This is a genomic window from Clostridium saccharoperbutylacetonicum N1-4(HMT), assembly GCF_000340885.1.
Lineage (GTDB): Bacteria > Bacillota > Clostridia > Clostridiales > Clostridiaceae > Clostridium > Clostridium saccharoperbutylacetonicum.
On sequence record NC_020291.1, the window covers coordinates 2,387,826 to 2,400,144 of the forward strand.

Here is a 12,319-nt window from a genome sequence, read left to right on the forward strand (position 1 = left end):
CCATAATTAAATTCATAACAATGGCTAACCTTTTGACTACAGTACTAAAATAGCATCTGCGAACGTAATGGTAAATTGTTTGAATGATAAAAAATTCTCTCACAAAATAGGAGAAAATTTAGAAAAAACATATAAAATAAAAAAAGCTGCACTATAAGGCATCTAAACCAAATAATACAGCAATCTATCAATTTTAATGGTGCCGCTAGCCGGACTCGAACCGGCACGGTATCGCTACCAGAGGATTTTGAGTCCACCACGTCTGCCATTCCATCACAGCGGCATGTCAACTGACAAAAGTTATTCTATCACGTTTTAAAAAATATAGCAATAGGAAATTTTAAATTTCTTTATTTTAGTAAAAATTCTAGTATATATACTTATTGATATTTATTATATAATTATAATTGTAGAAATATTTAGACAATATTTTAGCAAATTAAATCTAATACATGTTATTTATTCATGTTAAGTGAGTATCTTGAAATAAAAGTAGAGAAAAGTGTATAAATTTTTAAATAAAGGTTGTGGGGAAGCAAATGATTTGCTAGAATAGGAATAGGGGAAATGTGCCCCAGCGGGTTATTTCATGACCAGCTACAATTTTAATGCTTAGAAATAAGATTAAGAATTTGTAATTATCTAATTAATTAGGGAGGAGCAAAAATATATGATGTATTCAAAAGAAGTTGAAGAAATGTGTGTACTTGCTAAAGGTCCTAATCACGGATCAGCGCCAATTCCTGTAGAAGGAAGATGGGTTCAATCAAAAGAAGTAACTGATATATCAGGATTAACTCACGGAATAGGTTGGTGTGCACCACAACAAGGAGCTTGTAAATTAACTTTAAATGTTAAGGATGGTATTATCCAAGAAGCATTAGTTGAAACAATTGGATGTTCAGGAATGACTCATTCAGCTGCTATGGCTTCAGAAATCTTACCAGGAAAGACTATATTAGAAGCATTAAACACAGACTTAGTTTGTGACGCTATAAACACAGCTATGAGAGAATTATTCTTACAAATCGTTTATGGAAGAACTCAAACTGCATTCTCAGAAGGTGGACTACCTATAGGAGCAGGTCTTGAAGATTTAGGAAAAGGTTTAAGATCTCAAGTTGGTACTATGTATGGAACTTTAGCTAAAGGACCAAGATACCTTGAAATGGCTGAAGGATATGTTACAGAAGTTGCTGTAGACGAAGATAAAGAAATCATTGGATATAAGTTTGTTAACTTAGGAAAAATGATGGAAAGTATCGCTAAAGGTATGGATGCTAATGAAGCATTAGAAAAAGCTAAAGGTCAATACGGAAGAGTTGCTGACGCTGCTGAATTATTAGACCCAAGACATAAATAATTATTTGTAAAGGAGGATTTTTAAAATGGCATTATTTGAAAGTTATGAAAGAAGAATTAACCAAATCACTCCAGTATTAGAAAAATACGGAATGAAAACTATGGAAGATGCTAAAGCAGTTTGTGCTGAAGTTGGAGTAGATCCATATACAATCGTTAAGGAAACTCAACCAATCGCATTTGAAAATGCTGGATGGGCATACGTTTTAGGTGCTGCTATAGCAATAAAGAAAGGTTGCAAGAAAGCTGCTGATGCTGCTGAAGCAATCGGAGAAGGATTACAAGCATTCTGTATCCCTGGATCAGTTGCAGACGATAGAAAAGTTGGTTTAGGACACGGAAACTTAGGAGCTATGCTTTTAAGAGAAGAAACTAAATGTTTCGCATTCTTAGCAGGACACGAAAGCTTCGCTGCTGCTGAAGGTGCTATTAAAATAGCTGAAAAAGCTAACAGAGTAAGAAAAGAACCATTAAGAGTTATCTTAAACGGTCTTGGAAAAGATGCTGCATTCATCATTTCAAGAATCAATGGTTTCACATATGTTCAAACTCAATTTGACTACTATACTGGAGAAGTTAAAGTAGTTAAAGAAAAAGCATACTCAAACGGAGAAAGAGCAAAAGTAAGATGTTACGGTGCTGACGACGTTAGAGAAGGTGTTGCAATCATGCATAAAGAAGGAGTTGACGTATCAATCACTGGTAACTCAACTAACCCAACTAGATTCCAACATCCAGTTGCAGGAACATACAAGAAAGAATGTATCGAACAAGGTAAGAAATACTTCTCAGTAGCATCAGGTGGTGGTACAGGAAGAACTCTTCACCCAGATAACATGGCTGCAGGTCCAGCTTCTTACGGTATGACTGATACTATGGGAAGAATGCACTCAGATGCACAATTCGCAGGATCATCATCAGTTCCAGCTCACGTTGAAATGATGGGATTAATCGGAGCAGGAAACAACCCAATGGTTGGTATGACTGTTGCTGTAGCTGTTGCTGTTCAAGAAGCACTTGCAAAGTAATTGATTTTACTAGATTAAGGGCGAATTAGTAAGCTAATATAAACTATTTTAAATACACATATCTAATAGATTTTAATGTCTATAGATGTGTGTATTTTTTTATACTCAAAAAGAGACTCCCATCTATATGTGTGTGGAGGTGGATATTGTTGAAGAAAATTAATATGAGAATAAAAAGTATCAGCTTATTCAACAGGTGTAAGAAGGTCAACATTAATAAATATACAAATAAGTGATTTAGATTTAGAAAATGGATATTGTTACTATAGGCACACTAAAAACAGAAAAGCTCAAACAGTATCTATACCACCAAGTATGTGTAACATTCTAAAAGAATATTTAGAATATTTGCCAAGTGAATGTATATATTTATTTCTGACTATCTTAGGTGAGCAAATGAAAGTTGCAAGTCTTACTCACACATTAGAAGAATATAACCGTTCTAGAGATGTACAAAGGACAGGTATCCATAAGTTTAGACATTGGTTTTGTAAGAAAAGCGTACTGCTAGGAATGGATTTGATTAGGCTACAAAAAATTGTGGGTCATAGTAATCTAGAGATATTGAGAAATTATGTGAATTTATTAACTCAAGATTTAAAGAAAGATGAGGTTGTTTTTAATCCGCTAGAAGATATTCAGAGGAAAAATAAAGAAGCAAAACATATAAGACTTAGAAAATAATTAAACTCTGGGCATTGTTCATGAGTCAAATTTTACTTAAAAATTATTCAGTAAATCAGACTTTGGTAAGAAAATAAAAAAATGACTTATTGTGGTGTAATAAGTCATTTGAAAATAGTACTGAGCTTGGACAATATTAAATTATAGTTGCAGTAATAATTTAACAAGCCTAACAATTATAATTATAAGAAGTAATTGTGACAACATTATGTCAAATTAATCAACTTGATACAAATTATTCTATTTAATATAGTAAATGAAATGATGAGTAGATAATTATAAAAATAAAAAGGACAATCTCCTAATGGGTAACAGACTATCCTGAATACTGTGTAAAAGGGTAATATTATGAAAAAATTATCGTCATCATGGTTTTATTATATTTACAAATGCACCTAATGAAATTATACCGAATATAGTAGAAGCTAATGTTCCATATCAAGGTTGTATAAATATAATGAAATCAAATATAATTTGGTATAAGTACAAAGAAAAAAAGAATTATTAATATAGAAAGGACTATCAAAAAACAGATAGTCCTTTCTTATGCAAAAAAATAGAAGCCTTGATTTTTCATTATTTAGAAAACCCGCAGGCAAATTAATAGTTACTTGCAGGTTGTTGCTAACAGCTTCTATTACTGAGTAAATCCGAATTGACTACTGTTGTAGATTGATAGAAACAGACATAGTCGTTGGTTTCATCAAATACTTTGTAACCAGCACTTTTCAAGAGTTCGATCTCTTTTTTAAAATCTTCAATTGAAGTATCCTCTCGATGTATTTCGATTGATTCTCTAATTACCATCCAAGCCCCACCTTTATATAAAATATTATTGATTATTTGTATTTAGTTGCTCTTTGTATGCAGCAATGATTGCTTTATCCAATTTTTGACTTAACTTCAAAACATAGTCGTTGGTTAATTCTTTATTGTTTGCTATTTCTATATGTAACATATCTCTATACATATCTATATTGTATGATATTAAATCATCCATTATTCTCACTCAACCTCCTTTCATGCCTATAAATTGCTTGTATCTATGGATAAACTTGTTATTTATAGATATCATTTAGAAGCGAAAAATTATAATATGCATATTTGTTAATAATTAAATATACATATGAGAAAGTGTCGTTTCTTTTGCAATCCAGTTAGTTGGATTTTATATAAATTGTAATATACATATTTGATAATAAAATGTTACATTATATGAAATTGATATTTGTATAAAAACAACAACAAATTTTAAGTTTCCCTCTTAATACTACTTGCTATTTACTTTAAATGCTTATCACAAAATCAATTATAGAGATATTTCCAGCAGTTTACAAATTAAAAAAAAGTAAGTGATTTCCATTAAATTCACTTACATTTTTCCTTGTTATCTTTGCAACATTTTTAGTGTTCATGTATTGAGTCATTTATGTCTAAATATAATGATACTATTTTTGTATTCATTGGATACGTAAATTTTCCGAATAGTGCAATTTATTTTTTGTTGAAATAAGTGTAACATTTGAAAGCAATATTACTAATGCTATTGTTTCTAATATTATGTTATTTATGAAAATTAACATCTTTAAAATGTAAAAAGAGTCGACATTATTTTATTTATCATTGTAATATAATGATAAAATTTGCGATAAAAAATACATTTAATTTTTATAGAAGATTCTGTTTGTTTAATATTTAGTTTTTCATCATCAGTCACTCTATAATACGCTCAAACCTTTGGATAATTAAAGAATAATCTATATTTAACTCTTTTGCTCTTTCAACACCTTTAACGCTTTACCATATTAATATTAGTTTTTTATATATCAACGCTCTAACATAGGATGTTTAATAATATAAGATTATTTATATAGAAATTTTAAGTAGATAAAACAATAAAGGGCTGTTTGCAACAGCCCTTTAATACAATTTTGTTATATAAGAAATAACGCTTTTAAGTTTTGAATAAAGTTTAATTAAAATATCTAACTTTTATTGTTATTAATTTGGATCTAGTGTATTTAAGTGATATACATTATTTGGATCCACGCTAGACACTGTACTATTTTTAGTAATCTTAGTATGTGTAGTTTTAGTTGACGCAAATGCAACATTTGTTAATAACATTGATGTTGCCATTACTGCCAATATAATTTTTTTCATAAATTTCCCTCCTAAAAAAGTTTAGTTAAGTCTATAAATCCTTCATTTAACATTATAGCATAATATTAGAAAATATAATGAAAAATTTTTTTTATCTGTTTCATTTTTTCTCTTGACTTTCTGCTAAAATATTTACTTTTTTCTTCATTTCGACCTCTATAATACTCTCCAATCTCTGAATAGATTAAAGAATAATCTATATTTAATTCTTTTGCTTTATCTGCCATCAGCATTAAATTTTCTTTATCTTCTTTTTTTATATAAATAAGCACTAACTCATAAATTACTTGTTCAATTAAACTTAGATTTTCCTTATCATTTTTTTCGCATAGTTCTAATGCCTGTAAAAGATACGTCTCAACATCTTCATTTACATATATAAGCACTTTTGCAGCCAAATACAAAATCTCGTTGAGATATTCACTGTTTAGACTGTATATCAAAGATTCTTTGATATACATGGCTGCTGTTTTATAGTCTTTTTTATTAAAATATAATTCGGAAAGATTCCTGTAAGTCATGGATATAAAGCCTTTATCATCATAGTTCATAGCAATATTTAGTGTTTCCTTGTATTCTTTTTCGGCTTCGTCAAATTTATGATAATCATTGAAACAATTAGCATATACCATTTTAACCTTTAATAACATTTTATAATCCTTAATTTCAAATTGTTTTAGTATTTCAAAATACTTTAAAGCACTATCATATTCACCTAGTTTTTTATATGTCAATCCCCTGAAGTGAAGTATCATTACAGAAAGATCATCATTCACTATACTATTATTTAGTTTTTCTGCGTAGTCTAATTGTTGTAATGCTCTAGCATAATTCTCGGTAAATATATTATTTCTGGATTTATATATATATAAATTCACTTCTTCAAAACTATTTTGAGAATTAATGCTTATTTTTAATCCAAGATCACACATTTGATCACTTTTAGAATAACTATGTTTATAGTAGTACAAATCAGCAGATAATTTATAAAAATCTATTTTTTTATCATCTGTAATGTTATACTTTTCAATTAGTTTTTCGGCTTCAATAATTTTTTTTTCAAGAAAATTAATTTCAATTGAATTAATTTCTATTTTATGTAACTCATTTAAAATATTATTTTGGAAAACATAATTTGCTTGTTCATCTTCATCTATCATTAATTCCTTTGGTGTAAGTAATGATAAATCCATTCCTTTCTCCTTTGCAATTCTATTTAAATTTTCGGCAATTCGATATGCTAAATTATAACTTAACTTTTGCTTATTATTTTCGATCAGGCATATCATAGTTCTTGTACATACACCTGCTGAAATTTCCTCTTGAGTCGCTCCAAGAATTATTTGTCTTATCTTCTTTAATCTTTCACCTTGCATCATGATTTCATTATCAAACATTGTTATAGCCCCCCACTCTGCCATTTTTATCATTAGAAAGTAATCGTATAACTCTACATTACTAAAAATGGACTAAAAACGAAATGCACTTTTATGCTATTTTTTAGACGTTAAATTTTGTCATTTATATACAACACAAAATTTAACATATATTTCTATATATAAACATATTATACCAACTCGGATTAATATTCAATAAATCTCAACTTAATATTTGTATTAAATTGTTATTTTATTTAATATGCTTAAATTCTTATATCTCAAATTTCACAAGTTGATTCTTTTTATACATAAAAATGTATGTTTAATGACAAGAATATTAATTATTTGGTAAATGTAGTGTGTGATTCGAAAAATATACAAATAATTAATATGGGATAAGTGTTTATGGGGCAAAAAATTAAAGTGAATTTTATTAAGTTGGAGAGGAAATTAAAATATCCATCAGGAAATCGCCCAGAAATAATAAAAAGTAATGAAGATGAAAGCATAGCTGTAACTTTAAATGTTATTGATAGTCTACTAGATGAAGAGCGTGTATGGGAATTAACGATGAAAATGCAGATGAATATGTTGAAGCAGTAGATGATGATGAAAGCATTAAAGTATCAGTAAAAGATAACGAAGTAAATATAAACGATTTATTTGAGGGGCTTGTTAGTAACATAAGTATTGATGAAGTAATGATGTGAGAACCTTAGAAATTGAAGCATTAAGCAAAACAGTTTTGATGGATATAGAAAAAAAGAGCAGAATGTTCCAAAAACCGTTGTTATTTCACAACTTTTTTATTTACAAAGAATAAAGCAAAGTAATAGTATGATGTTGCAAACTAAAATGTTAATATATTCATATAGTGGAAAAATAGTAAGTGGCTATTATATAGGGATAATTAAGAACCTTTGTGTGAGAGGTAAACGTTGATGAGTGAGGAATATAAAATTTATTTAGATAGTTTTAATACAAATGAAAAGATTGATATAACTAGAATTTTAGAAGTTGAAAAAGAACTAAAGGTTAAATTTCCGGCTGATTATGTGGATTTTATGGAAAAGTTTAATGGCGGAGAAGGTTCTGTAGGAAAAGAGTATTTAATTATGTATAAAATAAATGAAATCATTGAAGTTAATGATGATTGTGAAGTTTCAGAATATGTACCAGGAATTATACTTTTTGGAAGTAATGGTGGTGGAGAGTATTTTGCTTTTGATTATCGTGAAAGTGAAATTAAATACATAATAATTCCGTCTATGCTTGATTATGATGATATCATAATTCAATCTGTTACATTAAAAGGATTATTTAAACGTCTATATAATGGGATGATATTTGAAAATTGCTTTGTAGATGAAGGAGATAAATAGAAATGGAAAGAGTATTGAATTACAATTATATTCAAGAAAAAGTTAAGGTCTTTTCGTGGCAAGATATTAAGTATATATATGAAATACATTATTATCAAGATTTTAATGAATATTATGAAGAAGTTTTTCTATTAGACATTGTCTTTATTATTTTTACAATAGATAAAAAGCAATATTCAATTAAAATTAGATTTCATGAAGTAGAGAATATGAATTTATACATAGGAAGCAAAGTTGTTCAAATAGTATGTTTTGACATAGTTGATATTAAAGATGATGGATGGAGTTCCTTAAATTATTTAGTGCATGATTTGGAACAAGATGGTGATATAAAGTTTTATTGTAACAAGATAGAGATAATTTCAGTTGATGAAAGTAATTATAAATTATAGATTTATGAGAAGGAAAATGTAAATTAATAAGAGAGGATTAAATATAATGAATGCAGATATAATTAAAAAAAGCCTTATTTCTATGGCTGTTCTTGATATTATTTTTAGTGAAGAGGAGTGGTTAAGAGTATATGCATGGTATCCAAATTGGAATGAAAAAAGTTCTTTAGCAGTAATTGATAATGGTGCTGGAGATACTATGCATATAGTATTTTCAAATGATGGATGCATTATTAAAGGGTTTGATCATGAATCTGAGTTATCACCTCATGCTCAAGAAGAATTTGAAGTCTGGAAAGGAATTTATGATGATGTTCCAAAGGTGTTATTAGACTTACTTGATGATGAAGAAATTGAAAAAGATGATGTGACATTCTGTATTTGGCAGGATAAGAATCATAAGGAGTGGCAAAAGGGAAAAGTAGAAATTTCAGAAGGTTGTGATGATGGTTCTAATTATATGCTTAGTAGAATATTTTCAGCGGAAGGTTATATAGATTGGGCAAAAGATTATTGGGAATTAGGAGAGAGGTTAACTTTTGAAGATGTTAAAAAGGTATTTAACCATCAACCAATTACCGAAGAAATGGTAAGAAAAATAAATCCAGATAGAAATATAAAAAAGGTAATGGAGGAACTTATAAAAATAAATTATCCTGTAGAGTACAAAAGTTAATTAAATAGAAAAAATAATTAATGTGTAAAAGTTTTGTGTTAGGGTGTGACAAGCATAGATAAGAATATGACTTATAACAAATTAGATACAGAAGTTGATAATTTTCTTAAAACAATAGATAGTGTTTTAAATTCAAATACCTTTTTGTTAGTTATTTCACTAATAGAACAACCTAAAGATTTAAAGGAATTTTTAAATGAATTCATTAGAAGCAAGCAATTTAAGAAATTAATGCTTGAACAAGATAAGATTCGCTGTTTGGGGTGTTATAGTTATTATGACTTTATAGAAGGTGAAGTAGTTGAGTTAATAAATTATACAGGAGAATTTTATAAACCGAATTTTGAACTTTCAATAGAAAAGATATCTTATGATGGTTTAGAAAAGATTTTATTAAATATGATAACTACAAATAAAAGTGTTTATAAAAAGCAATTATCTTCTGATAACGCAAGTCCAATTGTAAATATGTTTCTAGATAAAATATTCAAAGGCAATAATATAAAAAACTTAACAGATGAATGGAATATATATAGTGTAAAACCTAACTTTTTAAATACAACATATATGATTGATAAGAATAGTGGAAAGGAAGAGCAAAATAAAAGGTTGTGCTATTTTGATAATTGTGGATTCGATAGTTGCACAGTATTTTATAATAAAGAAAGGCTATATATGCTATTAACTAATGGAATGCCATAATTATCATGTTTGCATAACTTTTTATTTTTGTTATAGATAAAGAATAAGTAAAGTAATAGTAGGATGTTGCAAACTAAAATTTTAAAATATTTATTTATAAGCAATATATGGAGTTGATTTAAAATAGAAGAGAGAAATAAAAGAAAAGAACGAATGTAAGAATTACTATAAAAAAACAAAGAGAGTAGAAAATTAGAAATTGAACCATTATTAAAAGAGTGTGTTGAGGTATTACAATCTAATGTAGAAATTTTATCACAAGTTGAATCAGAGAAGATGTATTATGCTCTTCAAAAAGCATTTTCATTTACATCATCGGGAAGAATAGAGTGGGATAACTTTAGAAATAAAATTAAAGTTGCAAACTTACAAGATATTATTGGTATTTTGAGTAAAAAATATAAAGCAAGAGATTATGATATTGTTACCTTATGGGGGTATGGAAATTCGCCAGTGATTAAAACAAATTTACAAAATGCCATTAAGCATATTGAGGCTATAAATGCTATCGGCAGCGATCAGTGGGCATATTGTCATTCATATAAATTTGTAATAGAATTTTATCATGATGACAGTATAGTGATAGGATTTCATAATTAAAATGCAATATTATTTAATGAAAAATATTCTTAAAAATATAAAAATTAAAATTTACAAAAATATAAACTCAGTTCTTTTAATCAGGAAAGTTGGTGATAATGTGGCATGCATTGCTGAATTTGGGATTATAGATGAATTTGAAAAAGATAAAGATTATTCAGTGCAGTATGAGCCTCAAAAATATAATTGTATTGCAATTGATGATAATATTTTAAATGATTGGTGGACTGAACTGATATTAATTAAAACGTACTTTAATAGTTATTCTAGACCAAACTTTGCATTAGCAAGGTGGGGAGTTACTCTTATTCCACCAGAATCATTGGAGGATTTTTATAACATTGTATTAAAAGATAAGCGTTCTAAATCATCAAAAGAATTGATCGATTTAATGATATTATTAAGAAAGGCAATTTCCGAAAATAAATTTATAATTCACTATGGAGTATAAATACAATTTTACTTAGTTAGAAATTTTATTGAAATGCATAAGAATTACAAATCTATAGTTTTTGCAGAAAATTAAATTTTGAGAATTAACTATTTACATTATTGAAATTATGTTTAGTTAAAATGAAGTATTAAAGGAGAGGTGAATTTTATGTTATTGAATAATGGAATTACTGGGTTTTCAGATGACAAAGCATTACTACCAATGATGAGTTGCGATGAATTTAAAAGAATTTGTTATGAAATCGCTATTAGCCTTAAGTTTAATATAGAAAGTTTTGACTTTAAACTAGAAGGGAAGAACTTTTATTCTGCTAAAGTTAAAATTAATAATGATACAATATTTATTTTACTTAATGCGTATTATCCGATTATTGCCTTTGCATTAAAAATCAGTCCATTTAATAATGAATATTTAGATATTGAAATGCTAAGTAATGAATTCATAAAATTTTATCATATATTAACTGTTTCAGAATTAGAATCTTCAATAACAAATGAAGAAAAAGAATGTTTAAATGATTATGAATTGAAGCAATTAAAATATTATAAGCCTGATAATGTAGCAGGAGTTATTTTTAATTATTGGGATTGATAAGGATGATATTGAGTATTAAAAATGAAAAGTTTTTGGAGGAATTCAAAATGAAATTAATTTCAAAATATGGGTGGTCAATAGTTCCTCAAGGTAACAGTTTTTTGTATTATGATATGAATAGTAAAGGTGAAGAAATAGGCTATTTTAGATATTCTTTTGATAATAGTATTGTTAAGATAGATAAGGATACTTATTCTGAATGCAAATATGGTAAAGGGTATAAGAACATATTAAAGTATTTTGAGAATGATGCAGTTGTACCAAGTTCTATAATGTGTGGTGATGGCACAGTTATTGTTACGGAATTTAAGGATTCGTATATTCATATGTTTGATAGAAACGATAATTTGATTTGGATCAATGAATCAATGAATCAATGGGGTCATATAACAATATATACAGTTTAGCATATGAAATTGGCTTTCTTTGGTGTGTCTATCCCACCTCAAATATGATAAAAAAATTTTCGTTAAATACCTTTAAAGAAGAAGTTTCAATTACTTAGAATAAATGTTTTTTTGAAGAAATTAACTAAATATAGTACAATTACACATATTATTATATTTAGGAGGACTTGATAAATGAACAGTAGAGAAATAAAAATAGGAAAGAAATATAGACATTTTAAAGGAAATGAATATTTGGTGCTTTATGTGGCAAAACATTCTGAAACCCTTGAAGATATGGTGGTTTATCAAGCTTTGTATGGAGAAAAAGGAATATGGGTTCGACCATTGAGTATGTTTTTAGAGACAAAAGAAGTTGATGGTAAGATTGTAAACAGATTTGAAGTGATTGATAATTAAACAGAATTAGTTTAAGAAATTTACTGTGATGTAGAAATCATGTTGTTGAAAAAAGTTGCTACCCAAATGGCAATAGTAGGTTAATTTAAGTTAAGGT

General features: G+C 27.7%; 16 protein-coding genes, 1 tRNA gene and 1 pseudogene. 14 read left to right on the top strand and 4 right to left on the bottom strand.

What is annotated here, in order from left to right; genetic code table 11:
- Window positions 1-197: 197 nt before the first annotated feature.
- Window positions 198-283: transfer RNA gene (locus CSPA_RS10580), tRNA-Leu, on the bottom strand.
- 387 nt (window positions 284-670) lie between these two features.
- On the opposite strand from CSPA_RS10580, the gene CSPA_RS10585 reads away from it, so the two are divergent.
- The 3 genes and pseudogenes from CSPA_RS10585 to CSPA_RS29135 form a co-directional block, all read left to right on the top strand.
- Entirely contained in the window at window positions 671-1,363 is a 693-nt protein-coding gene (locus CSPA_RS10585; protein WP_011968823.1) for an iron-sulfur cluster assembly scaffold protein, read from the top strand.
- A 25-nt stretch (window positions 1,364-1,388) separates the two neighbouring features.
- Window positions 1,389-2,390, top strand: a complete 1,002-nt coding sequence (locus CSPA_RS10590) for a GGGtGRT protein (protein WP_015392251.1) — start codon at window positions 1,389-1,391, stop codon at window positions 2,388-2,390.
- A gap of 195 nt (window positions 2,391-2,585) precedes the next feature.
- Window positions 2,586-3,074, top strand: a pseudogene (locus tag CSPA_RS29135) (tyrosine-type recombinase/integrase); the annotation flags it as partial.
- 832 nt (window positions 3,075-3,906) lie between these two features.
- Here the strand turns inward: CSPA_RS29135 and CSPA_RS10605 are convergent.
- The 3 genes from CSPA_RS10605 to CSPA_RS10610 form a co-directional block, all read right to left on the bottom strand.
- Entirely contained in the window at window positions 3,907-4,074 is a 168-nt protein-coding gene (locus tag CSPA_RS10605; RefSeq protein ID WP_017810693.1) for a Spo0E family sporulation regulatory protein-aspartic acid phosphatase, read from the bottom strand.
- A 1,001-nt stretch (window positions 4,075-5,075) separates the two neighbouring features.
- The gene (locus CSPA_RS30075) at window positions 5,076-5,237 is read right to left on the bottom strand and encodes a hypothetical protein (RefSeq protein ID WP_015392255.1); all 162 of its coding nucleotides are present in this window, start codon (window positions 5,235-5,237) and stop codon (window positions 5,076-5,078) included.
- A gap of 65 nt (window positions 5,238-5,302) precedes the next feature.
- Window positions 5,303-6,634: a helix-turn-helix domain-containing protein gene (locus tag CSPA_RS10610; RefSeq protein ID WP_015392256.1), complete on the bottom strand. Its 1,332-nt coding sequence runs from the start codon at window positions 6,632-6,634 to the stop codon at window positions 5,303-5,305.
- 387 nt (window positions 6,635-7,021) lie between these two features.
- Here CSPA_RS10610 and CSPA_RS29530 point away from each other — a divergent pair, with 387 nt between their 5' ends.
- The 11 genes from CSPA_RS29530 (at window position 7,022) to CSPA_RS10655 (ending at window position 12,222) form a co-directional block, all read left to right on the top strand.
- The gene (locus tag CSPA_RS29530) at window positions 7,022-7,219 is read left to right on the top strand and encodes a hypothetical protein (RefSeq protein WP_015392257.1); all 198 of its coding nucleotides are present in this window, start codon (window positions 7,022-7,024) and stop codon (window positions 7,217-7,219) included.
- Window positions 7,174-7,326, top strand: a complete 153-nt coding sequence (locus CSPA_RS30080) for a hypothetical protein (protein ID WP_015392258.1) — start codon at window positions 7,174-7,176, stop codon at window positions 7,324-7,326. The genes CSPA_RS29530 and CSPA_RS30080 overlap by 46 nt, the downstream gene beginning before the upstream one ends.
- A 231-nt stretch (window positions 7,327-7,557) precedes the next feature.
- Complete coding sequence (locus tag CSPA_RS10615) at window positions 7,558-7,998, top strand: SMI1/KNR4 family protein (RefSeq protein WP_015392259.1); 441 nt, start codon at window positions 7,558-7,560, stop codon at window positions 7,996-7,998.
- 2 nt (window positions 7,999-8,000) lie between these two features.
- Entirely contained in the window at window positions 8,001-8,390 is a 390-nt protein-coding gene (locus CSPA_RS10620; protein WP_015392260.1) for a hypothetical protein, read from the top strand.
- 46 nt (window positions 8,391-8,436) lie between these two features.
- Complete coding sequence (locus tag CSPA_RS10625) at window positions 8,437-9,066, top strand: hypothetical protein (protein ID WP_015392261.1); 630 nt, start codon at window positions 8,437-8,439, stop codon at window positions 9,064-9,066.
- A 66-nt stretch (window positions 9,067-9,132) separates the two neighbouring features.
- On the top strand, window positions 9,133-9,768 hold the full coding sequence (locus CSPA_RS10630; RefSeq protein WP_017810692.1) for a hypothetical protein: 636 nt from the start codon (window positions 9,133-9,135) through the stop codon (window positions 9,766-9,768).
- Between the two features lie 198 nt (window positions 9,769-9,966).
- Window positions 9,967-10,368 (top strand): CDI toxin immunity protein, encoded by a 402-nt coding sequence (locus CSPA_RS10635; RefSeq protein WP_423200909.1) that lies wholly within the window; start codon window positions 9,967-9,969, stop codon window positions 10,366-10,368.
- 16 nt (window positions 10,369-10,384) lie between these two features.
- Window positions 10,385-10,819, top strand: a complete 435-nt coding sequence (locus CSPA_RS10640) for a hypothetical protein (protein WP_241393449.1) — start codon at window positions 10,385-10,387, stop codon at window positions 10,817-10,819.
- 150 nt (window positions 10,820-10,969) lie between these two features.
- Window positions 10,970-11,413, top strand: coding sequence for a hypothetical protein (locus CSPA_RS10645; protein WP_015392265.1), 444 nt, complete (start codon window positions 10,970-10,972; stop codon window positions 11,411-11,413).
- Window positions 11,414-11,463: 50 nt separating this feature from the next.
- The gene (locus CSPA_RS10650) at window positions 11,464-11,823 is read left to right on the top strand and encodes a hypothetical protein (RefSeq protein ID WP_015392266.1); all 360 of its coding nucleotides are present in this window, start codon (window positions 11,464-11,466) and stop codon (window positions 11,821-11,823) included.
- A gap of 174 nt (window positions 11,824-11,997) precedes the next feature.
- The gene (locus CSPA_RS10655) at window positions 11,998-12,222 is read left to right on the top strand and encodes a DUF1653 domain-containing protein (protein ID WP_015392267.1); all 225 of its coding nucleotides are present in this window, start codon (window positions 11,998-12,000) and stop codon (window positions 12,220-12,222) included.
- Window positions 12,223-12,319: the final 97 nt, after the last annotated feature.